Genomic DNA, 24617 nt, shown 5'->3' with positions numbered 1-24617 from the left:
CCCACGCCGGCCCGGCCTGGGCTCAGGGCACCTCGTCCGGGCGAGGTGCCCGGACCGCGTCCTGGTAGCGGGGGTGGCAGGCGCCGTACACGGCGAAGTTCAGCCGGGCGTGCGACAGGCTCAGATCCCCGTTCGGGCCACCACGGACCACGTCCGCGTCGGCGTCGCCCTGACCGTCGTCGGTCCAGAAACAGACCGGACAGGTGCCGCCGCCGGTCCGGTACGCGCAGCAGGGGCAGGCGGCGGGAACCCAGCGATCGTTCACCGGAACAGCTTTCCACAGTAGACGTTACGGGTGTGTGGCGCGGGGCACCTCGTCGGCGCGTTCCGCCCACACCCGCAGCAGCCTACCCGGTGCCACCCCGAGCAGGTCCACAGCGCGTCCACCGTTCACCGACAGCGCCACCAGACCCGCCGAGTCGGCGTGCACCACCAGGCCGCTGACCGGCGCGTCACCGAACGTCCGCCCGTGCACGGCAGCCCACAGCGAGTCGGTGTCCGGCGGCCGTACCCGCAACCGGGCCGGCAGCGGGGCGAGCAGCTCGGCTGCGGCGGCCACCTGCACGTTGCCGAAGTGGTCCACGGTCAGCACCTCGGCGACGAAGCCGTCCGGTGTGGACTCGACCACCGGGGTCGGCAGGCGTACCAGCGTCGCCGGATCGACCGCCGGACCGGCCTGCGCCATCGGCGCTCCCGTGGCCAGCCGGGCCGCGACCGGCGCGAACACGTCCCGGCCGTGGAACGTGGCGGAGACCCGGGCGGCCCACCACGCCGGATCGGTCAGCTCCACCGCCGCGCGCACCCCGCCCAACGCGTCTGCCGCGTCGCACAAGAGTCCGTTGTCCGGCCCCACCAGCAGGCCCCCGGGAGTGGCCAGCGCGATACCCCGTCGGGCCGTGCCCACACCCGGGTCGACCACCGCCAGGTGCACCCCGCCGTCCGGCAGGTACGGCACCGTCTGGGCGAGCACCGTCGCGCCGCGCCGGACGTCGCCCGGCGGCACCAGATGCGTCACGTCGATCACCCGCACCGCCGGGGCGAGCCGTGCGATCACCCCGTGGCAGGCCGCCACGAATCCGTCGGTCAGGCCGTAGTCGGTGGTGAACGAGACGACCCGATCCACGCTGCTGGTCACGGCACCGCATCGTACGGTCCGCCGCGGGTGCCGGATAGGTGACAGGCCGCCTGACCGACCGGCCACTGCACAGCGCGCCGCCCGCCCGGCAGACTGCTCGGAGTGAGCCACCGGATCTTGCCAGCCCTCGTCCTCGTCGCGGTCACCGCCGCCCTCACCGCCTGCGGTGGTGGCGAGAAGGAACAGTCGTCCGCCGGCGACCCGACGAGCGCACCGCCCCCGGCCAGCGCACCGGCCACCGCACCGGCCCCGTCGCAGACCCCGTCGAGCGCGCCGCCCGCCGCCGAGCCGACCGTGACCGGCAGCACCGAACGCCGCCCACCCAGCCCGCCCCCGGTGAAGCTGCCGCCCCGCAAGACCGGCGAGCCCAGCGCACGCGAGGTCGTCGCCGCGTTCCGGGCCGCCGGCCTCAAGGCGGGCAAGTCCAAGGACCGTTCCGTGGACTGCGGGCCGGACGGACTCGGGCTGGGCTGCTCGGAGATCGTGGTGACCGACGGGGTGGCCGTCTACGTCTTCCCCGACGAGGTCAGCGCCAGCGACATGGCCGAGGTGTGGGCCGGTGCCTCGTTCCGCTCCGGCACCGTCGTGCTCAACTACCTGGAGGCCAGGACGCCCCGCGCCGACCGCCCCGGCTACGAGAAGGCGCTCACCGACCTCGACTGATCCGAGCACCGATCGCGCGGACGTGGCGGCGATCGTGCACGCCGGGACCGGGCGCTCCGGCGTCAGGCGCGCAGCCGCAGACCGCGCGGGGTGGTGCGGAAACCGGCGGCGGTGAGGGCGGCCCGCAGCGGTGACGAGCGGACGGCCGCACCGTCGGCGCGTTCCACCGACATCGGGCCGAGCGCACCGGAGTGGACCGCGTCGGCCAGCGCCTTGCCGGCGGCGGTCAACGCGTCGGCGTCGTCGGTGAAACTGAGGATCGTCCGGCCGCCGCGCTCGACGTAGAGCACCAGGTCACCGGCGACCATCACGACCAGGGCTCCGGCCTTGCGTCCGGCCCGATGGCCGGTGGGTGCCGGGGTGGTGGCATCACCGGAGTCGACCACCCGCTCCGGCCAGGGCAGCGCCGCCCCGTACGGGTTGGCCGGGTCGGTGGCGGCCAGCACCACCGCCGGGGCGCCCCGGGCCGCCCGCCCGCCGTCGAGCGGCTCGGCCAGGGCCCGGATCCGGTCCACCGCGCCGGGCACCGCGAACTGCGCCGCGCCCAGCCCGTCCACGAAGTACCCCCGCCGGGCCGCGCCGCGCTCCTCCATCGCCGCCAGCACCGGATACACCGCCGCGAACCCACCCGGCACCTGCTCGGCGACGACCGCGCCCCGGGTGACGACGCCGTGTCGCTCCAGCAGCACGTCGGCCAGGGCGGCGGCCCGGCGGGTCGGATCGGTGTCCCGCTCCGGCAGCCGGGACCAGCGCCCCGCCACCGTCGGCGGGCCACCCCGGGTCGGCAGGGCCACCCGGCCCGGACGCCGGTAGCGGCCCCGCGCGGCGGTCGGCCGGGACCGGTGCGCGCCACCGCCGCCGAGCAGCGCCCGCAGCGGTGCCAGCGTGTCGTTGGTGAGACGACCCGACCACACCAGGTCCCAGATCACCGCCGTCAGCTCGGCGTCGTCGGTGGACCCGACCCGATCGGCCAGCGGACGGAAGAACATCGCCTGGCCGTCGCCGAGCGCGCCCAGCACCGCGTCGTGCAGGGGCGTACGCGCCGACGTGTCATCCGTCGGCGGCAGTAGCAGCGCGGCGGTGTCCGCGTACGCCAGGCCGACCCAACCGTCACCGCTGGAGATCGCGCCCGCCCCGGCCCACAGCACCTCGCCGCTGGCGCACAACTCGTCGAGTTGGGCGGGGGAGTAGTCGGCCACCCGGGCCGGCAACACCAGCCGTTCCAGGGCCGAGGCGGGCACCGACACGCCCTGCAACTGCTCCACGGCCGCGGCCACCGCCTCGACTCCGCGCGCCGACGAGCCGACCTGCTGCCAGCGGGGCAGGAAGGTGGCCAGCGCCCGGGGCGGCACCGGCTCGATCTCGCGGCGCAGCGCGGCGAGGGACCGGCGGCGCACCATGCGCAGCACCTCCGCGTCGCACCACTGGGTGCCGACCGACTCCGGGGTGAACTCGCCGGAGACCACCCGGCCGGTGGCCCCCAGCCGACGCAACGCCTGCTCCACCACGAACACGCCCAGCCCGAACCGCGCCGCGCAGGTGCTCGCCGCGAACGGCGCGTGCGTACGGGCGTAGCGGGCCACCAGGTCGCCGAGCGGATCGGTGACCGGTTCGAGGTACGCCTCGGCGACACCCACCGGCAGCGCCACGCCCAACGCGTCCCGCAGCCGACCGGCGTCCTCCACCCCGACCCAGCGGTCCTGCCCGGCGATCCGGACCCGCAGCACCCGCCGGGCGGCGGCCAGCTCGGTCAACCAGTCCACCGGCACGCCGCGTGCCGCCAACTCGTCGTCGCTCAGGTCGCCGACCTGGCGTAGCAGCTCGACCACGTCCTCGGCGTCGCGGGGACGACGCTGCGGGGTGAGCCAGCGCAACTGCCGCTCGGTCTCGGCGAGCACCTCCGCGTCGAGCAACTCACGCAGGTCGACCCGACCGAGCAACTCGCCGAGCAGGGCCGAGTCCAGCGCCAGCGCCGCCGCCCGGCGCTCCGCCAGCGGCGAGTCGCCCTCGTAGAGGAAGGCGCCGACGTACCCGAAGAGCAGTGAGCGGGCGAACGGCGACGGGCGCGGCGTCTCCACCTCGACCAGCCGGACCCGGCGACCGGCCAGGTCCCGCATCACCTGGGCCAGCGCGGGCAGGTCGAAGACGTCCTGGAGGCACTCCCGGGCGGCCTCCAGGGTGACCGGGAAGTCGGCGTACTCGCGGGCGACGTCGAGGAGTTGGGCGGCGCGTTGCCGCTGCTGCCAGAGCGGCTGGCGGCGACGGGGGTCGCGGCGGGGCAACAGCAACGACCGCGCGGCGCACTCCCGGAACCGGGCCGCGAACAGCGCCGAGGTGCCGACCGACTCCTCCACGAGCTGGACGATCTCCTCGGGGTCGAAGGCCACCACGTCGGCGCCGGGCGGCGTGTCGGCGGTGTCCGGCAGGCGCACCACGATGCCGTCGTCGGCGGGCAGCACCTGGGCGTCCACGCCGTACCGCTCGGCCAGTCGTCGGCCGACGGCCAGTGCCCAGGGCGCGTTCACCCGCGCGCCGAGCACGCTGTGCACGGCCAGTCGCCAGTCGCCCAGCTCGTCGCGGAACCGCTCGACCACCACCGTCCGGTCGTCGGGCAGCGCGCGGGTGGCGGCCTGCTGCTCGCGCAGGTAGGCCATCAGGTTGCCGGCGGCCCAGTCGTCCAGGCCGGTGGCGCGCAGCGCGGCGGTCGCCTCGTCGTCGCCCTGGCGCAGCAGGCCGCGTACCCGGGCGCCGATGGCCCGGCCGAGTTCGACCGGGCGGCCCGGCTGGTCGCCCTTCCAGAACGGCATCTTGGCCGCCTGCCCGGGCGCGGGGGAGACCAGCACCCGGTCCGGCGTGATCTCCTCGATCCGCCAGGACGAGGAGCCCAGCAGGAAGACGTCGCCCACCCGGGACTCGTAGACCATCTCCTCGTCCAGCTCGCCGACCCGGGCGGCGCGTTCGGCGCCGGCCAGGAAGACGCCGAACAGGCCCCGGTCGGGGATGGTGCCGCCGCTGGTCACCGCGAGCCGTTGGGCGCCCGGCCGACCGGTCAGCAGGTCGGTGGCGCGGTCCCAGACCAGACGGGGACGCAGCTCGGCGAAGGCGGTCGACGGATAGCGGCCGGAGAGCATGTCGAGGACGGCGTGCAGCGCGGAGTCGGGCAGTTCGGCGAAGGGCGCGGCCCGGCGCACCACCGTCGCCAGGTCGGCCACCGGCCACTCGTCCAGCGCCACCATCGCGACGATCTGTTGGGCGAGCACGTCGAGCGGGTTGCGCGGATGGTGCAGCTCCTCGATCGCCGCGTCGCCCATCCGCTCGGCGACCACGGCGCAGGAGAGCAGGTCGCCCCGGTGCTTGGGCAGCACCACGCCACGGGACACCGCGCCGACCTGGTGCCCGGCCCGGCCGACGCGTTGCAGGCCGGCGGCCACGCTGGGCGGCGCCTCGATCTGGACCACCAGGTCGACCGCGCCCATGTCAATGCCGAGTTCGAGGCTGGAGGTGGCGACCACGGCCGGGAGCTGACCGGCCTTGAGCGACTCCTCGATGTGCCGGCGCTCCTCCCGGGAGACGCTGCCGTGGTGCGCGCGGGCGATCACCGGTGGGACTCCCGCCACCGCCCCGGCCTGGGCCATCATCTCCGCCGGTGTCCGGACCGGCCGCCCGGTCGGCGGTGTCGCTCCGTCGGAGGTCTCCTCGGCGCCCTCCTCGACGGCGAGTTCGTTGAGGCGGGCGCAGAGCCGCTCGGCGCTGCGCCGGGAGTTGGTGAAGACGATGGTCGAGCGATGGGCCCGGATCAACGAGTAGACGCGTTCCTCGACGGCGGGCCAGATCGACGCCGACCGGGGGCCGGCGAGGTCGTCCGCCGGCTGCTCCTGCTCGTCGAGGCGGGTCATGTCCTCGACCGGGACCTGGACGCTGACCTCGATCGTCTTGGCGCCGGCCGGGGCCACCACGTCGACCGGGCGGGCGCCGCCGAGGAACCGGGCGCACTCGTCGACCGGCCGGACGGTGGCGGAGAGCCCGATCCGCTGCGCCGGAGCGGGCAGCAGCTCGTCGAGACGCTCCAGGGAGAGCGCCAGGTGGGCGCCGCGTTTGGTGCCGGCGACCGCGTGCACCTCGTCGACGATCACCGTCTCGACGCCCCGCAGTGCGTCCCGCGCGGCGGAGGTGAGCAGCAGGAACAGCGACTCCGGAGTGGTGATCAGGATGTCCGGTGGGGTCCGGGCGAAGGCCCGCCGCTCGTCGGCCGGGGTGTCGCCGGTCCGCATGCCGACGGTGATCTCCGGCGGAGGGAGCGCCAGCCGGGTGGCGGCCTGCCGGATGCCGGCCAGGGGCGCGCGCAGGTTCCGTTCGACGTCGACCGCGAGCGCCTTGAGCGGGCTGACGTAGAGCACCCGGCACCGGTGTCGGGGGTCGTCCGGGGCCGACTCGCGGGCCAGCCGGTCCAGCGACCAGAGGAAGGCGGCGAGGGTCTTGCCGGAACCGGTCGGCGCCACCACCAGGGCGTGCCGCCCGGCCGCGACCGCCGTCCAGGCACCGGACTGCGCCGCCGTGGGCGCGGCGAAGGCCGCCCCGAACCACTCCCGGGTCGCCGGACCGAAGCGGGAGAGCACCCCGGTCGACCCGCCGCTGGAATCCGCCACGACCCCATACTGCCCCCGGGGACCGACATCCTCCCCAGACGGCGACGGAGAGGTATGTCTGTTTAAGGCGTTGCAGGCGTCATGCCCGTAGAATCCGTTAAGTCTTACTTAACTGCTTGCTTGCATCCTGCAACATAAAGTAACTTCACTCGCGGTGTGGCGCGCGGTGAGGAGGTCGGATGGACGTCGAGGAGCGGAGTCCAGGGTCCGGCACCGACGTCCTGGTGCGCAAGGTCGACAGTCATGTCGCCACTCTCCGTACCGGCCTGCACGGCCCCGATCTGGAGTTGGCCGAGCGCCTCGCCGGCTGCCTGCGGGAGTTGATCGCCTCGACGGCCCAGGCCAGTGCCGCCGACCGGGCGCGGGTGCGAGTCGCCGTGCACTATTTCGTGCTCCGCCGGGAGAGCCGAGGCCGGTTACTCTCCGTCCGCTCCCTCGCCGCCGCGCAGCGGCTGGTCAACAAGGCGGCGCGGCAACTCGGCCGTCCGGACCTGATGGTGGAGACCCGCGCCGGATAAGGCGGGTGACCCGCCCCGCCTGCGGTGCCGGCCCAGCCCCTCGTCGGCTCCGCCGAGCCCGGCGCACCACTTCGCGCCAACGAAGGTGAATATGGGCTTTTTTCGGCAAAACGGTGTATTGCCTCCCGGAGATGTCGTCTGATCGCAGGTAGGCGCCGCGCACGCGGAACGGGCGCCGCTGCCACCTCGACCGGGAGCGCGCGTGCTCGTACTGCTGATCCTGCACCTCGTGGCGGCGCTGGCGGCACCGCTGCTGGTCCGTCGGTGGGGTGCGCGCGCCTGCTACCCGCTGGCGCTGGCGCCGGCCGCCGCGCTCGGCTGGGCGGTGTACCGGACCCCCGACGTGGTTGACGGCGGCGCGGTGGTCGAGACGTACCCGTGGATCCCGAAGCTCGGGCTCGACCTGGCCTTCCGGACGACCACCCTGTCCTGGGTGATGACGCTGCTGATCGGCGGCGTCGGCGCCCTGGTGCTGGTCTACAGCGCGCGGTACTTCCCGCCGCCGGCCGTCGGCACGGCCCAGTTCGCCGGGGTGATGGTCGGCTTCGCCGGAGCCATGCTCGGCCTGGTCTTCGCCGACGACCTGCTGCTGCTCTACGTCTGCTGGGAACTCACCACGGTCTTCTCCTACCTGCTCATCGGGCACAGCGCCGAGCGGCGTTCCGCCCGCTGGGCCGCCGCCCAGGCGTTGACCGTGACCACCTTCGGCGGCCTGGCCATGCTGGTCGGGTTCATCATGCTCGGCCACCACGCCGGCACCTACCGCCTGTCGGAACTGTCGCAACACCCGCTGCCCGGCGGGGCGTACCTGATCGTGGCGGTGGTGCTGATCCTGCTCGGGGCGCTGTCCAAGTCGGCCCTGCTGCCGTTCACCTCGTGGCTGCCGGTGGCGATGGCGGCGCCGACGCCGGTCAGCGCGTACCTGCACGCGGCGGCGATGGTGAAGGCCGGCGTCTACCTGCTCGGTCTGCTCGCCCCGCTGCTGGCGCAGGTGGGCCCGTGGCGGCCGGTGGTGCTGGTCGCCGGGCTGGCCACCATGGTGCTGGGCGGCTGGTCCGCGCTGCGGCAGAACGACCTGAAACTGCTGCTGGCGTACGGCACGCTCAGCCAACTCGGCCTGGTGGCGGTGGCGGTCGGGGTGGGCACCCCGGACGCCGCGCTGGCCGGCGTGGCGATGCTGGCGGCACACGCCCTGTTCAAGGCGGCGCTGTTCCTCGTCGTCGGCATCATCGATCACGGCGCGCACACCCGCGACCTGCGCAAGCTGTCCGGTCTGGGGCGGCGAGCCCCGTTCCTGGCGGTGGTGGCCGGGCTGGCGGCCGCCTCCATGGCCGGGGTGCCGCCACTGTTCGGTTTCGTCGCCAAGGAGGCGGTCTTCGCCGCCTTCACCGATCGGCCGGTGGCGCTGGCCGTACTGGTGGTCGGCACCGTGCTCACGGTCGCCTACAGCATCCGGTTCCTCTGGGGCGCGTTCGGCACCCGTCCCGGGCCGGCCCCGACCGACTGGGCCCGGATCCCGGCGGCGATGCTGTGGCCCCCGGCCGTGCTCGCCGGGGCGGGGCTCGTCGCCGGGCCGGCGGCCGGCGCGCTCGACCACCTGATCCGCCCGTACGCGCGCCTCCTCGGACCGGTGCACGCGCACCTGACGCTCTGGCCCGGTGTCAACCTCGCGCTCGGCCTCTCCGCGCTGACCCTCACCGGTGGCGCGGCGCTGTTCGTGCTGCGCGGTCCACTGGCCCCGGTGCTGGCCCGGCTGCGCTCCCCGACCACCGGTCAGCAGGGCTACGAGTGGCTCATCCACCGCTTCGACCGCACCGCCGTGGACGTCACCAGCGTCACCCAGCGGGGTTCGCTGCCGCAGTACCTCGGTCTGATCCTGATCGTGCTGTCCGCCGTGCCGGGCGGGGTGCTGCTGGTCGTCCGGCCGTGGGAACAGTCCCTGAAGCTGTGGGGCTCACCCGCGCAACCGGTGGTGCTGCTGGTGATCGCGATGGCGGCGCTGCTCGCCGTCGGGGCCCGCCGTCGGCTCACCGCGATGCTGCTGGTCGGAGTGACCGGCTACGGCACCGCGATGTTCTTCGTGCTGCACGGCGCGCCCGACCTGGCGCTCACCCAGTTCCTGGTGGAGACCGTGACCATCGCGGTCTTCGTGCTGGTGCTGCGTCGCCTGCCGGAGCGGTTCTCGGTCCGCCCGCTGCGCCGCAGTCGCTGGATCCGCCGCTCCATCGGGCTCCTGGTCGGCCTCACCGTGGCCGGGCTCGCGCTGACCGCCACGGCGGCCCGGCACACCCGCACCATCTCCGAGGACTTCCCCCGGCTCGCCGTCGAGCAGGGGTACGGCCGCAACGTGGTCAACGTGACGCTCGTCGACATCCGGGCCTGGGACACGTTGGGCGAGTTGGCGGTGCTGGTGGCCGCGGCGACCGGGGTGGCGAGCCTGGTCTTCCAGCAGTCCCGCACCGGTCCCCGTCCCCGGCGACTGGACGCCGACCGGGGGGAGAGCCTGGCCGGGCGACCGGTGTGGCTGCGCGGCGGCGCCACGCTGATCGAACGCAACCGCTCGATCGTGCTGGAGGTGGTCACCCGGCTGATCTTCCACACCGCCGTGCTCTTCTCGTTCTACCTGCTGTTCTCCGGTCACAACGCGCCCGGCGGCGGCTTCGCCGGTGGCCTGGTGGCCAGCCTGGCGCTGACCATGCGCTACCTCGCGGGCGGCCGGTACGAGTTGGCCGAGGCCGCTCCGGTCTCCGCGGGCACCGTGCTCGGCGCCGGGCTGGGCCTGGCGGTCTGCGGCGCGGTGACCTCCCTGCTGGCCGGTGGCGCCGTGCTGCAGAGTGCGCGGATCGACCTCTGGTTGCCGGTGATCGGCGACTTCTACCTGATCACCTCGCTCTTCTTCGACGTCGGCGTCTATCTGGTGGTGATCGGGTTGGCGTTGGACGTGCTGCGCAGTCTCGGCGCCGAGGTGGACCGGCACATCGAGGCGGCCGGTGGACCCGAGGGCGGGCTGGCCGTCGAGCGTCGGGGCGGCACCCGATGAGCGCCGGGGCGAACCTGGTCTCGTTCGTGGCGATCGGGGTGCTGGTCGGCTGCGGGGTGACCCTGCTGCTGGAACGCAGCCTGAGCCGGATCCTGCTCGGCATCATCCTGATCGGCAACGGCGTCAACCTGCTGATCATCTTCGGCGGCCGGTCCGGGCGGGCCCCGGTCGTCGGGGTCACCGAGCCGGATCGGATGAGCGACGCCCTGCCCCAGGCCATGGTGCTTACCGCCATCGTCATCACGTTCGGGTTCACCGCCTTCCTGCTCGCCATCAGCTACCGGAGCTGGTATCTGACCGGCGACGACGAGGTGCCCGACGACCTGGAGGACCAGCAGATCGTGCGCCGGGCGGCGCGCCGGGAGGTCTCCACCGCAGACCTCGGCGGGGAGCCGCCGGAGACCGACCCCGAGCAGGTCGACGCGCCCGCGCCGTGGCAGCGCCGCCGCGAGGGAGGTCCGGGATGAGCCGGTACGCGCCACCGCGCCGGGAGCACCGATGACCGCCCTGGTGCCGTTGCCGGTGCTGCTGCCGTTGCTGGGCGCGGCACTGACCCTGCTGCTGGTGAAGTGGCCGGTGCCGCAGCGCATCGTCAGCGTGTTCTGCCTGGCCGCCACGCTGGTGGTGGCGGTGCTGCTGCTGGTGCACGCCTACCGGCACGGGCCGCTGGTGGTGCAGATCGGCGCCTGGCCGGCTCCGGTGGGCATCGTGCTGGTCGCCGACCAGTTGGCCGCCCTGATGCTGGTGGTCTCCTCGGCGGTGACCCTGTGCGTGCTGCTCTACTCGATCGGCCAGGGCCAGGCGGAGACCGGGGAGTCCGCGCCGCTGGCCATCTTCCACCCCACCTACCTGGTGCTGACCGCCGGCGTGACGAACGCCTTCCTCGCCGGTGACCTGTTCAACCTCTTCGTCGGCTTCGAGATGCTGCTCGCCGCCAGCTTCGTCCTGATCACGCTGAACGGCACCCGGCTGCGCATCCGCACCGGCTCGACGTACGTGGTGGTCAACGTGCTGGCCTCGATGATCTTCCTGATCTCGGTGGGCCTGGTGTACGCGGCCACCGGCACGCTCAACCTGGCCCACCTCGCCGCCCGCTTCGACGGGCTGCCCGAGGGCGTACGGCTGAGCCTGCAACTCATGCTGCTGCTGGCCTTCGGCATCAAGGCGGCGGTCTTCCCGTTGTCGGCCTGGCTGCCGGACAGCTACCCGACCGCCCCGGCCCCGGTCACCGCCGTCTTCGCCGGACTGCTCACCAAGGTCGGCGTGTACGCGATCATCCGCACCCAGACCCTGCTGTTCCCCGGCGAGCAGGCCGACCGGGTGCTGATGGTGGTGGCCGGGCTGACCATGCTGGTCGGCATCCTCGGCGCGGTGGCCCAGTCGGACCTGAAACGGCTGTTCTCGTTCACGCTGGTCAGCCACATCGGCTACATGATCTTCGGGGTGGGGCTCAGCACCGTCGCCGGGCTGGTCGGGGCCATCTTCTACGTGGTGCACCACATCACCATCCAGACCACCCTGTTCCTGGTCGCCGGTCTGATCGAACAACGCACCGGCAGCACCGACCTGCGTCGGCTCGGCGGGCTGGCCCGGCTGACGCCCCTGCTCGCCGTGCTCTTCTTCGTCTCGGCGATGAACCTCGCCGGCATCCCGCCGTTCTCCGGGTTCCTCGGCAAGCTCGGGCTGCTCCAGGCGGGGGTGGCCGTCGGTGGCGCGCTGCCCTGGACGCTGGTGGCGGTGGGGACGCTGACCAGCCTGCTCACCCTGTACGTGGCCAGTCGGGTGTGGAACCTGGCCTTCTGGCGTACGCCCTGCCAGACCGTCGAGTCGACCGCACCGCTGCCCGCGCTGACCATCGGGGCCACCATCGCCCTGGTGGTCCTCGGGGTGTCGCTGACCGTGGTGGCGGGTCCGCTGTTCGACGTGACCACCGGCGCCGCCGTCGACCTGCGCGAGCGGACCCCGTACATCCACGCCGTACTGCCGGACGGTCCACCGTGACCCGGACCGACGTCGACGGCGGGTCGGCCGACGGGCCGGGCCGGGACGTACGCGGCCGGGCGGGCCGATGGCGGGACCAGGCCATCGCGGTCGGCTGGCTGGTGCTGGTCTGGAACCTGCTCTGGGGCGAGTTCACCTGGGGCAACCTGCTGGGCGGGATCCTGGTCGGCGCGGCGGTGCTGGTGTTCTTCCCGCTCCCGCCGGTGACCTTCGCCGGGCGGCTGCGGCCCCGGGGACTGCTGGTGTTCGGGGTCCGGTTCGTCGTCGAACTGGTCCGGGCGAGCGTGCACGTCGCCCGGATCGCGGTGCAGCCCGGGTACGTGCCCCGCTCGGCCATCGTGGCGGTCCGGCTACGGGTGCGCACCGACCTCAACCTGGCTCTCACCGCCGAGGCGCTCTCGCTGGTGCCGGGCACGTTGATCGTGGACGTGGAGCGGGAGAGCGCGACGCTCTACGTGCACGTGCTGGACGTACGCCGACGCAGCGACCTCACCGACGCACGCGAGCAGGTACGCGCCGTGGAACAGCGGATCATCGAGGCGGTGGGGTCGACGGCCGAGGTCCGCCGCCTGCGCGCCGACCCGGCCGACAAGGAGTACCCGTGAACACCGTCCTCATCGTCGTACTGGCCGGTCTGCTGTCGGTGACCGCGCTGCTCGCCCTCGCCCGGCTCTATCGTGGGCCGTCGCTGCTGGACCGGGTGATCGCCGCCGACATGCTGCTGGCCACCATGATCGGCGCGGTCGGTGCGGAGGCGGCGATCAACCGGCACGCCACCACGTTGCCGGTGCTGGTGGCGCTCGGCCTGCTCGGCTTCGTCGGCTCGGTGTCGATGGTCCGCTTCGCCGTCCGGGAGAAGCCGTGACGGCCGCGTGGCCGGCCGGCGGGTCGGCCGTGAGCCGGCCGACCGGGTTGTCGATCGTGACCTGGCTCGACGGGGTGTCGCCGGGGGCCGCCGCCGACTGGCTGGACGGGGCCACGCTGGGTGTCGTCGCCGACTGGCTGGGCGCGACCAGCCTGATCGCCGGTGCACTGCTGAGCCTGGCCGCCGCGATCGGGGTGGTGCGCTTCCCGGACGCGCCGACCCGGATGCACGCGGCCACCAAGCCGCAGGTGCTCGGCGTCCTGCTCCTGTTGCTGGGGGTGGGCCTGCGGCTGCGGACCGTCTCCGACCTCGGGATGATCGCGTTGGTCGGGATCTTCCAGTTGGCCACCGCGCCGGTCGCCGCACAGATGATCGGCCGGGCGGCGTACCGCAGCGGGCGGCTGGACCGGCAACTGTTGGAGGCCGACGATCTCGCCGACCGGTGACACGCCGGAATTCGGGCGGAGCGATCAATCCGGCACCTTGCGTCTTGCCCGTCGGGGCGGCGCGCAGCAACCTCTCGCAATGACGGACATCGATCAAGTGGCCGTCCGTCGGCCACCCGTGCACCCACGGTCGGCCGGTGTTCGCCCCCGAACCGGGAGGATCCATGAGACCCCGCACCCTCCGTACCGCCGGGCTCGCCGCGGTCGTCGCCACCGCGACGCTCGCCGCGTCGGCCGTCGCGGGCGCGCCCGTGGCCGGCGCCGCGCCGATCACCGCCGCCGTGGCCGCGCCCGACATCTCCCTGACGAACGTCAAGGGTCACCTCACCCAGTTCCAGTCGATCGCGACCGCCAACGGCGGCAACCGGGCACACGGCCGACCCGGCTACCTCGCCTCGGTCAACTACGTCCGGGCCCAGCTCGACGCGGTCGGCTACACCACCGCCGTCCAGTCGTTCACCTACAACGGTGCCACCGGCTACAACCTGATCGCCGACTGGCCCGGGGGCGACCCGAACGCGGTCGTGATGACCGGAGCGCACCTGGACAGCACCACCACGGGGCCCGGCATCAACGACAACGGCTCCGGCTCGGCCGCGATCCTGGAGGTGGCGCTCGCCGTGGCCCGGACCGGGTTCACCCCCGACCGACACCTGCGGTTCGCCTGGTGGGGCGCGGAGGAACTGGGGCTGCGTGGCTCGCAGTACTACGTCAACAACCTGCCCACCGCCGAGCGGAGCCGGATCAGGCAGTACCTGAACTTCGACATGGTCGGCTCGCCCAACGCGGGCTACTTCGTCTACGACGGGGACAACTCCGACGGGGTGGGCGCCGGGCCCGGCCCGGCCGGCTCGGCCCAGATCGAGCAGACCATCCAGGCGTACTTCACCTCGATCGGCGTACCGACCCGGGGCACCGACTTCGACGGGCGCAGCGACTACGGCCCGTTCATCAGCGTGGGCATCCCGGCCGGCGGCACCTTCACCGGCGCCGAGGGCACCAAGTCCAGCGCCCAGGCGTCACTCTGGGGCGGCACCGCCGGGCAGGCGTTCGACCCCTGCTACCACCGGGCCTGCGACACGCTCACCAACATCAACGACACCGCGCTGGACCGCAACGCCGACGCCATCGCGTACACCGTCTGGACGCTGGCCCAGGTGGCGACCCCACCGCCCGGCACCACGGTCTACAGCGACACCTTCGAGACCGCCACCGGCTGGACCGTCAACCCGGCCGGTACGGACACCGCCACCGCCGGCCGGTGGGAGCGCGCCGACCCCGCCGCCACCAGTAGCTCCGGTGTCGCCACCCAACTCGGCACCACGGTCAGCGGCAGCTACGACCTGGTCACCGGCCCGCTCGCCGGCAGCAGCGCCGGGGACCACGACCTCGACGGCGGCGTCAGCACCGTCCAGTCCCCGACGATCACGCTGCCGTCCACCGGCACGCTGACGCTGTCGTTCTCCTGGTACCTGGCCCACCTGAACAACTCCAGCAGCGCCGACTACCTGCGGGTGCGCGTGGTCGGCAGCAGCACGGTCACCGCGCTCAGCGCGACCGGTGCGGCCACCAACCGGGCGGCGTCCTGGCAGACCGGCGGCGCGGACGTCTCGGCCCTGCGCGGACAGACCGTCCGGATCGTGATCGACGCCGCCGACGCAAGCACCGCCAGCCTGGTCGAGGCCGCCGTCGACGACGTCCGAATCGTGCAGAGCTGACCGCCGAGAGGTAAGGAAGGGTCCCCTGCTAACGCCTCCGGTATAGCAGGGGACCCTTCCTTACCTCAGTGCCTCCACAGGCCGCGAGCCGGGCGTCCCCGCCGGTAGAATGACGGGATGATCGACTCTTCTGCCCAGGAGGGCAGCAGTAGCCAGCCGGGTAAGCCCCGGCATCCACACGACCCGGCGACCCCGGGAGCCCTGAGCCTCCCGTGTTGATCACCGTCGGTCTCGTACTGATCATCGTTCTGACCATCGCGACGGGCTACTTCGTCGCGCAGGAGTTCGGCTACGTCGCCGTCGACCGGGGCAAGCTCAAGCAGAGCGCCGAGGAGGGTGACCAGGCGTCCGCGCGCGCCCTGGAGGTCACCGGCCGGCTGTCGTTCATGCTCTCCGGCGCGCAGCTCGGCATCACCGTCACCACCCTGCTGGTCGGCTATCTCGCCGAGCCCTACCTCGGTGCCGGCCTGGCCGAGCTGCTCGGCGTCTCCGGCGTCTCCACCGCGGTCAGTCTGCCGCTGTCGGTGGCGCTGGCCCTGGTCATCGCGACCGTGGTGCAGATGGTGGTCGGCGAGCTGGCCCCCAAGAACCTGGCCATCGCCCGGCCCGAGCCGGTGGCTCGGGCCCTGGCCCGCTCCACCCTGGTCTACCTGGCCGTCGCCGGACCGGTCATCAAGCTGTTCGACCGGGCCGCGGTACGCCTGCTGCGCCGGGTCGGCATCGAGCCGATCGAGGAGCTGCCCAGCGGCGCCACGCCGGAGGACCTGGAGCAGATCATCGCCGAGTCCCGGCAGGGCGGTCACCTCGACGCCGAGATGTCCGAGCTGCTGGACCGGGGGCTCGACTTCCGGCAACTGACCGCCGGTGAGGCGATGGTGCCCCGGGTCGACGTGCACACCGTCCTGGCCCACGAGCCGATCAGCCGGGTGGTCGAGCTGCTCGACACCGGCCGGTCCCGTTTCCCGGTACGCGGCACCGAGGGCGTCGACGACCTGGTCGGCGTGATCGGCATCGCCGACGTACTCGGGGTGCCCCCGGCGCAACGCGCCACCACCCCGGTCAGTACGGTCGCCGGTCCGCCGCTGCTCGTACCCGAGACGTTGCCGCTGCCGATCGTGCTGGACCGGCTCCGGTCCGGGCACCGGCAGCTCGCCTGCGTGGTCGACGAGTACGGCGGCTTCGCGGGTGTCATCACGCTGGAGGACATCGCCGAGGAACTGGTCGGCCCGATCCGCGACGAGGACGATCCGCCGGAGCGGGCCCCGGCCCGGCAGGAGGACGGTTCGTGGGTGGTGCCGGCACGCTGGCGCATCGACGAGGTCGCCGACAGCACCGGCATCGCCCTGCCCGAGGGCCCCGAGTACGACACCCTCTCCGGCCTGGTGATGCGGGAGCTGGGCCGGGTACCCGAGGTCGGTGACCGGCTGGAGATCAGCCTGCCGGCCGACGGTGAGCACGGGCCGGGGCCGCGTGCCCTGGTCGAGGTGCTCGCGGTGGACCGGCACGTGGCCGACTCGGTCCGGCTCCAACTCTCCGACGGGCCTGCGGAGGTGGGCGCGTGAGCACCGGATTCGCGCTGGTCACCTCGGTGGTCCTGCTGGCGCTCAACGGGTTCTTCGTCGCCGCCGAGTTCGCCCTGGTGGCGAGCAAGCGCTACCGCCTGGAACAGGCGGCGGCCGGTGGCGGTCGGGCGGCGAAGGCCGCCCTCGACGGCGTACGCGAACTGTCGCTCATGCTGGCCGGCGCGCAACTCGGCATCACCCTGTGCACGCTGGGCCTCGGTGCGTTGGCCGAGCCGGCGATCGAACGGCTGGTCGGGCCGCTGCTGCACGCCGTCGGCCTGCCCTACGGCGCCAGCCACGTGATCGCGCTGATCTTCGCGCTCAGCCTGGTCACCTTCCTGCACCTGGTGGTCGGCGAGATGGCCCCGAAGTCCTGGGCGATCACCCACCCGGAGCGGTCCGCGTTGCTGCTGGCCCTGCCGTTCCGGGCCTTCGCTCGGGTCGCCCGGCCGGTGTTGTCGGTGCTCAACGCGGTCGCCAACGCGCTGCTACGGCTGTTCAAGGTCAACCCGCAGGACCAGTTGGCCCAGGTGCACGGCCCGGACGAGTTGCGGATGCTGCTGGAGCAGTCGCACGAGCACGGACTGCTCGGCGCCGCGCAGCACGAGCTGTTGACCAGCATGCTCCAGTTGCAGGCGACCACCGTGGCCCAGGTCATGGAGCCCTTCGATCGGATGGTGACGGTGCGCCGGGAGGACCCGGTGGACCGGATCGAGCAGGTGAGCCGGGACAGCGGCCGGTCCCGGATGGCGGTGCTGGACGCCGCCGGTGACGTCTGCGGCCTGGTGCACGTACGCGAGGCGGTGCGGGCCACCGCCGTCCGGCCGGACGCCCGGGCGGTGGACCTGATGAACGAGGCGATCACCCTGCCCGGCACGGCCACCGTGACCGAGGCGGTGGCCGTGATGCGGGCCCGCCGTTCGCAGCTCGCGTTGGTGCGCAACGGCGGCGGCCCGGCCCGGCCGGTCGGCTTCGTCGCCCTGGAGGACCTGTTGGAGGAGGTCATCGGGGAGTTCGACGACGAAACCGATCCGATCCCACGTGCGGTACGCCGCCTGAGGTAGGAGCGACACGGATGCGGCTGACGGGGGTGTCACCGGAGTCGGGCGGTACGGGCCTGACGGTGCAGACCGCGCTGGCCAATCCGAGCACCCGCCCCGGCCTGCGTCTGCCGGGGCGGGTGAACCTGATCGCCGGTGCGGTCGACGTGCCGGTCCTGCACGTCCGGCTCGGCCTGGTCAGCTCGGTCGAGCCGGACGACCCGGAGGCTCCTCGGCGGCTGGTGCAGTTCCACCAGGCACAGGTGGCCGACGCGCTGGTGCTGCGGGCCAATCGGGCGCGCTCGATCCCGTTCGAGTTCCCGCTGCCGTGGGAGACGCCGGTGACCACGTACGGCGGGGTGCCGCTGCTCAGCCTGCGGATGGGGCTGCGTACCGAGGTGGCGATCGACCCGGCGCTGGACCAGGGCGCCATGGTGCCGGTCTTCGTCCATCCGCTGCCCACCCAGCAGCACGTCCTGGCCGCGTTGGACACGCTCGGGTTCAGCGTGCGTCAGGCGGGTCTGGTCGACGGGCGGCTGCCGGGGGTGGAGCAGACCCTGCCGCTGCACCAGCGGTGGGGTTTCTGGGTGGGGCCGCTCTACGCCGGGCCGATCACCGAGTTGGAGGTGATCTTCGTGGCCAACTCCGCCGGCCTCGAAGTGATCCTCTGGTGCGACCGCCGGCTGGCGCTGGCCGGGATCACCCATACCAGCATCAGCCGGTTCCGGATCTGGCACGTCAACGCCGACCAGCGCGACTGGGTCTCCGTCGTGGACGGCTGGCTGCGCGAGACGATCAACCGGCATGCGGCAGCCGCCGCACAGGCCGACTGGTCGGCCACCATCACCGAGTCCGCCCACGTCAGCCGCCCGCCCGACCGGCCGATCGTCCCCGGCTTCGGCCTGGGCGGCACCGCCGGTGGCGCGGGTGTCGGTGGCGGTGGAGGCGGCGACGGCACCTGACGCCCGCCGCAGTACCCCGCGCACCTTCCCGCGTTGCGGCACCTCGCGCCCATCGGTGTAAGGAGGGGTCCCCTGCTATACCTCAGGCGTTAGCAGGGGACCCCTCCTTTCACACAAGCCGCAGCCGCCCTCAACCCTGCGCGAGCTTGAAGCCGAAGCCGAGGAACAGCGCGCCCACTGCGGTGGTCGCCCCCGCCGACAGCCGGCGGCGACGACGGAACTGGGTGGCCAGGAACGTGCCCGCGAAGATCAGCGCGGTCAGGTACAGCAGGCTGGTGACCTGCGCGATCAGCCCGAGCAGCAGGAAGGACAGCGCCGGCCAGGCGTAGGTCGGGTCGACGAACTGGATGAAGAACGAGACGAAGAAGAGGATCGCCTTCGGGTTGAGCAGGCTGATCATCATGGCCTTGCGGAACGGGCTGCGCATCTCCGCCGGCTTCGCGGCGTCGATCAGCCGCGGCGTGCCCGGGTCGTTGCGGTTTCGCCAGCGCCGCCAGGCGCCGCGCAGCATGGTCACCCCGACGTAGCCCAGGTACGCGGCACCCGCGTACTTGATCACGAGGAAGACCGGCGGGTACGCCTTGAGCAGCGACGCCACCCCGGCGGCGGACAGGATCATGAGTACCGCGTCGCCGACCAGCACCCCGCCCGCGGCCCGGTACCCGACGCCCACCCCGCGCCGGGCGGCGGTGGAGAGGACGAAGAGCGAGTTCGGTCCGGGCAGCAGGATGATGGCGACCGTGCCCAGCACGTACGTCCAGATGTCGGTGATCCCCAGCACGCCCGACATCATCCGGCCGCGTCGGCCCTGGAGAGAAGCCTTTCCCGCAGCCTGACATGTGCGTTCGGCCACTCGTCGGCGGTCATCGAGTACTGCACCGTGTCCCGCCACGAGCCGTCCGGCCGCTGCCGGTGCTTGCGCAGCACGCCCTCCCGGGTGGCGCCGAGCCGTGCGATGGCCCGCTGTGAACGCTCGTTGCGGATGTCGGTGTGCCAGACCACCCGGACCGCGCCGAGGTCGTCGAAGGCGCGGCCGAGCAGCAGCAGCTTCGCCTCGGTGTTGATTCCGGTACGCCACCAGGGCCGCCCGAGGTAGGTGTAGCCGATGGCCACCGACCGCCGGTCGTCGTCGATCTCGTAGTACGAGGTGGAGCCGACGACCACCCCGGTGACCGCGCACCGTTGCGCCCACGCGACCCGCTCGCCACGGTGCTGCGCGGCCAGGGCCGTGGCGATCTCGTCGCGCAGCGCCGCCGGGTCGGCCGGCTGGGGGACGCCCAGGTGCCGCCAGACCTCCGGGTCGGTGGTGGCCGCGTACAGCTCGTCGGTGTGCGACAGGTCCAACGGTTCCAGCCGGACGTGCGCGCCGCGCAGCTCGGCCGGCTCGTGCCAGGGCGTGCCGACCGGCCGCAGGTACGCCGGTACCGGCGCGGTGACCCCGGCGTCGGGCTGTGGCGGTCCGGCGGTCAGCCGCAGCGGTACGACTCCGGCCCAGTGGGGAAGCGTCAGGTCGTCGGGTTCGTCGCGGACGCCGCCGGTGCGCGTACGCACGGACACCTCGCGCAGCGGCAGGGCCAGCAGCGCGGTCTCGGCCAGTTCCCGCCGGTTCGGTGGGCGGCTCTGGGCGGCGTGGCCGGTGCCGGTCTTCTCCATCAGGGCGGTGAAGACCTCGGCACGCAGGTCGGTGTCGGTGACCAGGTGGGCGGTGCCGTGCGCGATCACCGAGCGGTAGTTGGCGCTGTGGTGGAACTGCGACCGGGCGTAGACCAGCCCGTCGAGCAGGGTGACCGCCACGCAGACCGGCAGACCGTCGCCCCGGGCGGCGAGCAGCGGCCGGCTGCCGGTGGAGCCGTGCAGATAGAGCGTGTCGCCGACGCGCACGTGCAGGGTGGGCAGGACGCGGGGCGCACCGTCCACGGTGAAGGCGAGCGCGCAGTGGTACGCCTCGTCGAGCACCGCGTGCGCGGCGTCGCGGTCGTAGCTCATCCGCTCCCGGGAGCGACTGGCGGTGGTGCGGGCGGTCGGCGAGTACATGCTCCCACCTTTGTTCTAGTACAATCTCTTGTTTGTGTCAGCACGCTATCAGGTGACCGGTGCGACGGCCGTCGAGATCTCGGCCAGCATCGAGTCGGGCATCCGCCACGCCGCCCTCGTCCCCGGCGACCCGCTGCCGCCGGTCCGCACGCTCGCCGCCGACCTGGCGGTCAGCCCGGCCACCGTCTCCCGCGCCTACGCCGACCTGCGCCGACGCGGTCTGGTCGCCACCGCCGGCCGACACGGCACCCGGGTGCGCCCCCGCCCGCCGGTGGCCGCCCGCCGCGCCGCGCTGCGCCCACCTCCCGCCCCGGGGCTGCGCGACCTGTCCGCCGGTGAGCCCGACACCCGGCTGCTGCCCCCGCTCGGCCCGCACCTCGCCCGGCTGGCCGAATCCGCCGGTACGCCGGTCGGCTACCCCGACGTCGGCGTGCTGCCCGAGGTGGCCGAGGCCGCCCGGGCGCGACTGGTCGCCGACGGGGTTCCCCCGGCCGAGGTGACCCTCACCGGCGGCGCGCTGGACGGCATCGAGCGCCTGCTCGGCGCGCACCTGCGCCCCGGTGACGCGGTGGCCGTGGAGGACCCGGGCTGGGCCAGCCTGCTCGACCTGATCGCCGCGCTCGGGATGCGGCCGATCGGCGTACCGGTCGACGACGACGGGCCGATGGTGGCCGGGGTGGCCGCCGCGCTCGCCGCCGGAGCGCGGGCGCTGGTGGTGACCAGCCGGGCGCAGAACCCCACCGGCGCGGCCGTCTCCGCCGACCGGGCCGCCGCGCTGCGCGCCCTGCTCGCCGAGTACGCCGACCTGCTGCTGATCGAGGACGACCACGCCGCCGAACTGGCCCGGGTGCCGCTGCACCCGCTGGCCGGCGCGACCGCCAGTTGGGCCTTCCTCCGTTCGGTGAGCAAACCGTTCGGCCCCGACCTGCGGCTGGCCGTGCTGGCCGGGGACGAGACCACGGTGGCCCGGGTGGCCGGACGGGCCCGCGTCGGTGCCGGCTGGGTCTCCACCCTGCTGCAACGCCTGGTGCTCTCGCTCTGGCACGACCCGGCGGTGGCCGCCTCGATCGAGCGGGCCGCCGACAGGTACGAACGACGGCGCACCGGGCTGATCGCCGCACTGGCCGCCCGGGGCCTGCCCGCCCACGGGCGCAGCGGCATCAACGTGTGGCTGCCGGTGGCCGACGAGACCCTCGCCGCGACCGTGCTGCGCGACGCCGGCTGGCTGGCCGCCCCCGGCGCGCTCTACCGCATCGCCGGCCCGCCCGCGCTGCGGATCACCGTCAGCCCGCTGGACGAGGCGGACCTGCCGGCACTGGCCGACGCGCTGGCCCGCGCCGCCCGCCCCGCCCCACCCGCCGGTTTCAGCGCCTGAGCCCTGTTAGGTTCCGGAAATGGAGATCCTCCGACTCGACCACCTCGTCCTCACCGTCGAGTCCGTCGACCGCACCACCGCCTTCTACGCCGACGTGCTCGGCATGCGGGTGGTCCGCAACGGGGACCGGACGGCGCTGCACTTCGGCGACCAGAAGATCAACCTGCACCAGGCCGACCACACCTTCGACCCGAAGGCGGTGGCACCCACCCCCGGCTCCGGTGACCTGTGCCTGGTCAGCGCCGGCTCGATCGACGCCGTCCTGGCCGACCTGACCCGCGCCGGTGTCCCGGTGGAGGTCGGGCCGGTCCGCCGCGACGGTGCGCTGGGCGAGATGACCAGCGTCTACGTACGCGACCCGGACCGGAACCTCGTCGAGATCGCCTGCTACTGAGGCCCACGCCCGGGACCTGCCCGTACGGTCGAACTGCCGGCCTCGTTCGCGTGGCCCGCGCCACACGGGGTAGAACAGTCGACATGTCCGACACCGACACCGCGCCCGGCGCCCAACGGTTCATCCCGCCACAGGCCGACACGCTCGACGACCTGCGCGCCGCCGCGGCCGGCTGCCGGGGCTGCGAGCTGTACCGGGACGCCTCGCAGACCGTCTTCGGTCGGGGCGACGCCCGCGCCCGGGTGGTCTTTGTCGGCGAGCAGCCCGGCGACCTGGAGGACCAGAAGGGACTGCCGTTCGTCGGTCCGGCGGGTCGGCTGCTCCGCAAGGCGGTCGACGACGCGGGGCTGGACCCTCGACATCTGTACATCACGAACGCGGTGAAGCACTTCCGGCATTCTCTACGAGGCAAGCGCCGCATCCACCAGACGCCGGACCGGGTGCACATCACCGCCTGCCGGCCGTGGCTGGTCGCCGAGTTCGCCCGCCTGCACCCGGAGATCGTGGTGGTGCTCGGCGCGACCGCCGCCAAGGCGCTGCTCGGCCCGACGTTCCGGGTCACCCGCCAGCGGGGCGAACTGCTGCCCTGGCCGGCCGCCGCACAGCATCCCGAGGACTTCCAGCGGGTCCCGACGGACAGCGCCGGGCACACCACCGACGCCCCCGCCGCCCGGCTGCTGGCCACCATCCACCCGTCGGCGGTGCTGCGCGCCGACAACCAGGACATCGCCTACGACGGTCTCGTCGCCGACCTGACGGTGGCCGCCCGCGCGCTCACCCGGTGACCGTCCGGCGGTGCCACACTTGCCGCCATGCGGCAGCATCTGCACGAACGCGACCACGACGAGTCCCGGGTGGCCTCACCGGCGCCCGTCGACGTCGTGTCGCTCCAGCGGCGTACCCTGCGCCTGCTCTGCGGCACCCAGGTGCTCGGCGGGATCGGGGTGACCATCGGCTTCGCCGTCGGGGCACTGCTCGTCGCCGAGATCGCCGGCACCGCCGCGGCCGGTCTGGCGCAGAGCGCCGCCGTGGTCGGCGGTGCGCTGTTGGCCGTGCCGATCACCCGGGTCATCACCGGGCACGGCCGCCGGCCGGGCCTGGCCGTGGCTTACGGCGTCGGCGCGCTGGGCGGGACGCTGATCGTGGTGGCTGCGGCGACCCGGTGGATCCCGCTGATCTTCCTCGGCATGTTGCTGTTCGGCGGCGGGTCGGCGGCCAACCTCCAGGCCCGCTACGCCGCCGTCGACCTGGCCGCGCCGGCCCGCCGTGCCCGGCACCTGTCCCTGGTCGTCTGGGCCACCACCGTCGGCGCGGTGGCCGCCCCGAACTTCGCCGCGCTGGCCGACCGCGTCACCGGCAGCTGGGGGCTGCCGGCGCTGTCCGGCCCGTTCGCGTTCAGCGCCGCCGCGTTCGTGCTCGCCGCCGGCGTACTCCTGGTGCGGTTGCGGCCCGACCCGCTGCTGACCGCGCGCCGTCTCGTGGCGGCCGTCCCGGACGCCCCCGGTCGCGGGGTGTCCGCGCCGGCCGGTGAGCGACCCGTCCCCGCGCCGCCGCCCGGCGACCCGGTGGCGGCCGAGCCCGTGCCCGTGCCGCCGGCCCGGCGCGGTGCGGGGATGCGCGCCGCCTGGTCGGTGGTACGCACCCGACCGGCCGCCCGACTCGGCGTGGCCGCCGTGGCCGTCGGTCACCTGGTGATGGTGGCCGTGATGGCGATGACCCCGGTGCACCTGCGGGAGTTCCACCCGGTGGACGAGGTGCTGCCGGTGGTGGGGCTGGTGCTGAGCCTGCACATCGCCGGCATGTACGCGCTGGCGCCGGTGGTCGGCTGGCTCGCCGACCGGCTCGGCCGCCGGGCGGTGATCCTCGGCGGTGCCGGCACGCTGCTCGCCGCCTGCGCGGTCGCCGGCACCGCCGGGCATGACACCCCCCGGCTGGTCGTCGGGCTGGTGCTGCTCGGGCTCGGCTGGTCGGCGACCATGGTGGCCGGTTCCACGCTGCTGTCGGAGTCCGTGCCGGACGCGGTACGCCCCAGCGCTCAGGGCCTGTCCGACCTGCTCATGGGGTTGGCCGGTGCGCTGGCCGGCGCGATCAGCGGGTTTGTCGTGCAGGTGTCGGGATATCCCGTGCTGACCCTGCTGGCGGCGGTCGCGGTGGCCCCCCTGCTGGCGCTAGCGTTGCGGCCGGTGCCGGTGGGCGCACCGGACGAGGAGGACTGATC

Annotated in this window: 20 protein-coding genes and 1 pseudogene; 16 read left to right on the top strand and 5 right to left on the bottom strand. The window is 73.6% G+C overall.

Annotated features, from left to right (window positions below; genetic code table 11):
* Positions 1 to 22: 22 nt before the first annotated feature.
* A complete protein-coding gene (locus tag ACIBMZ_RS06970) occupies positions 23 to 265 on the bottom strand; it encodes a CPCC family cysteine-rich protein (RefSeq protein WP_396691639.1) in 243 nt (80 codons plus the stop codon).
* Positions 266 to 289: 24 nt separating this feature from the next.
* Positions 290 to 1123: an S-adenosyl-l-methionine hydroxide adenosyltransferase family protein gene (locus tag ACIBMZ_RS06965; RefSeq protein ID WP_396691896.1), complete on the bottom strand. Its 834-nt coding sequence runs from the start codon at positions 1121 to 1123 to the stop codon at positions 290 to 292.
* Between the two features lie 114 nt (positions 1124 to 1237).
* Between ACIBMZ_RS06965 and ACIBMZ_RS06960 the strand changes: the two genes are divergently transcribed.
* Positions 1238 to 1798 (top strand): hypothetical protein, encoded by a 561-nt coding sequence (locus tag ACIBMZ_RS06960; RefSeq protein ID WP_396691638.1) that lies wholly within the window; start codon positions 1238 to 1240, stop codon positions 1796 to 1798.
* 62 nt (positions 1799 to 1860) lie between these two features.
* Here ACIBMZ_RS06960 and ACIBMZ_RS06955 read toward each other — a convergent pair whose 3' ends face one another.
* Positions 1861 to 6444 (bottom strand): ATP-dependent helicase, encoded by a 4584-nt coding sequence (locus ACIBMZ_RS06955; RefSeq protein WP_396691637.1) that lies wholly within the window; start codon positions 6442 to 6444, stop codon positions 1861 to 1863.
* Between the two features lie 179 nt (positions 6445 to 6623).
* Here ACIBMZ_RS06955 and ACIBMZ_RS06950 point away from each other — a divergent pair.
* From ACIBMZ_RS06950 to ACIBMZ_RS06900, 11 genes and pseudogenes are all read left to right on the top strand, one after another.
* Positions 6624 to 6981, top strand: a pseudogene (locus ACIBMZ_RS06950) (hypothetical protein); the annotation flags it as partial.
* 183 nt (positions 6982 to 7164) lie between these two features.
* Positions 7165 to 10002, top strand: coding sequence for a Na+/H+ antiporter subunit A (locus tag ACIBMZ_RS06945; RefSeq protein WP_396691636.1), 2838 nt, complete (start codon positions 7165 to 7167; stop codon positions 10000 to 10002).
* On the top strand, positions 9999 to 10469 hold the full coding sequence (locus ACIBMZ_RS06940; protein ID WP_396691635.1) for a Na(+)/H(+) antiporter subunit C: 471 nt from the start codon (positions 9999 to 10001) through the stop codon (positions 10467 to 10469). The genes ACIBMZ_RS06945 and ACIBMZ_RS06940 overlap by 4 nt, the downstream gene beginning before the upstream one ends.
* A gap of 31 nt (positions 10470 to 10500) precedes the next feature.
* Entirely contained in the window at positions 10501 to 12003 is a 1503-nt protein-coding gene (locus ACIBMZ_RS06935) for a Na+/H+ antiporter subunit D (RefSeq protein ID WP_396691634.1), read from the top strand.
* Positions 12000 to 12608, top strand: a complete 609-nt coding sequence (locus tag ACIBMZ_RS06930; RefSeq protein WP_396691633.1) for a Na+/H+ antiporter subunit E — start codon at positions 12000 to 12002, stop codon at positions 12606 to 12608. Before ACIBMZ_RS06935 ends, ACIBMZ_RS06930 begins: the two co-directional genes overlap by 4 nt.
* Complete coding sequence (locus tag ACIBMZ_RS06925; RefSeq protein WP_131053511.1) at positions 12605 to 12868, top strand: monovalent cation/H+ antiporter complex subunit F; 264 nt, start codon at positions 12605 to 12607, stop codon at positions 12866 to 12868. The genes ACIBMZ_RS06930 and ACIBMZ_RS06925 overlap by 4 nt, the downstream gene beginning before the upstream one ends.
* 116 nt (positions 12869 to 12984) lie before the next feature.
* Positions 12985 to 13314, top strand: a complete 330-nt coding sequence (gene mnhG / locus ACIBMZ_RS06920; protein WP_396691895.1) for a monovalent cation/H(+) antiporter subunit G — start codon at positions 12985 to 12987, stop codon at positions 13312 to 13314.
* 164 nt (positions 13315 to 13478) lie between these two features.
* Positions 13479 to 15032: a M28 family metallopeptidase gene (locus ACIBMZ_RS06915; protein WP_396691632.1), complete on the top strand. Its 1554-nt coding sequence runs from the start codon at positions 13479 to 13481 to the stop codon at positions 15030 to 15032.
* A 212-nt stretch (positions 15033 to 15244) separates the two neighbouring features.
* Entirely contained in the window at positions 15245 to 16594 is a 1350-nt protein-coding gene (locus ACIBMZ_RS06910; protein WP_396691631.1) for a hemolysin family protein, read from the top strand.
* The gene (locus tag ACIBMZ_RS06905) at positions 16591 to 17658 is read left to right on the top strand and encodes a hemolysin family protein (protein ID WP_396691630.1); all 1068 of its coding nucleotides are present in this window, start codon (positions 16591 to 16593) and stop codon (positions 17656 to 17658) included. Before ACIBMZ_RS06910 ends, ACIBMZ_RS06905 begins: the two co-directional genes overlap by 4 nt.
* A gap of 11 nt (positions 17659 to 17669) precedes the next feature.
* The gene (locus ACIBMZ_RS06900) at positions 17670 to 18596 is read left to right on the top strand and encodes a sporulation protein (RefSeq protein WP_396691629.1); all 927 of its coding nucleotides are present in this window, start codon (positions 17670 to 17672) and stop codon (positions 18594 to 18596) included.
* A gap of 130 nt (positions 18597 to 18726) precedes the next feature.
* Here ACIBMZ_RS06900 and leuE read toward each other — a convergent pair whose 3' ends face one another.
* Both leuE and ACIBMZ_RS06890 read right to left on the bottom strand, forming a co-directional pair.
* Positions 18727 to 19389, bottom strand: coding sequence for a leucine efflux protein LeuE (gene leuE, locus ACIBMZ_RS06895; RefSeq protein ID WP_396691628.1), 663 nt, complete (start codon positions 19387 to 19389; stop codon positions 18727 to 18729).
* Complete coding sequence (locus tag ACIBMZ_RS06890) at positions 19386 to 20630, bottom strand: bifunctional pyridoxamine 5'-phosphate oxidase family protein/GNAT family N-acetyltransferase (protein WP_396691627.1); 1245 nt, start codon at positions 20628 to 20630, stop codon at positions 19386 to 19388. The genes leuE and ACIBMZ_RS06890 overlap by 4 nt, the downstream gene beginning before the upstream one ends.
* Before the next feature lie 34 nt (positions 20631 to 20664).
* Here ACIBMZ_RS06890 and ACIBMZ_RS06885 point away from each other — a divergent pair, with 34 nt between their 5' ends.
* The 4 genes from ACIBMZ_RS06885 to ACIBMZ_RS06870 all read left to right on the top strand — a co-directional run bounded on the left by ACIBMZ_RS06885 (position 20665) and on the right by ACIBMZ_RS06870 (position 24615).
* Positions 20665 to 22005, top strand: a complete 1341-nt coding sequence (locus ACIBMZ_RS06885) for an aminotransferase class I/II-fold pyridoxal phosphate-dependent enzyme (protein WP_396691626.1) — start codon at positions 20665 to 20667, stop codon at positions 22003 to 22005.
* 19 nt (positions 22006 to 22024) lie between these two features.
* Positions 22025 to 22399, top strand: a complete 375-nt coding sequence (locus ACIBMZ_RS06880; RefSeq protein WP_396691625.1) for a VOC family protein — start codon at positions 22025 to 22027, stop codon at positions 22397 to 22399.
* 83 nt (positions 22400 to 22482) lie between these two features.
* Positions 22483 to 23184, top strand: coding sequence for a UdgX family uracil-DNA binding protein (locus ACIBMZ_RS06875; protein WP_396691624.1), 702 nt, complete (start codon positions 22483 to 22485; stop codon positions 23182 to 23184).
* Between the two features lie 27 nt (positions 23185 to 23211).
* A complete protein-coding gene (locus ACIBMZ_RS06870) occupies positions 23212 to 24615 on the top strand; it encodes an MFS transporter (protein WP_396691623.1) in 1404 nt (467 codons plus the stop codon).
* The last annotated feature ends 2 nt before the right edge of the window (positions 24616 to 24617 follow it).

This window comes from Micromonospora sp. NPDC049900, assembly GCF_044461025.1.
Classification (GTDB): Bacteria; Actinomycetota; Actinomycetes; order Mycobacteriales; family Micromonosporaceae; genus Micromonospora.
This window is presented reverse-complemented; position numbering and strand designations above follow the sequence as displayed.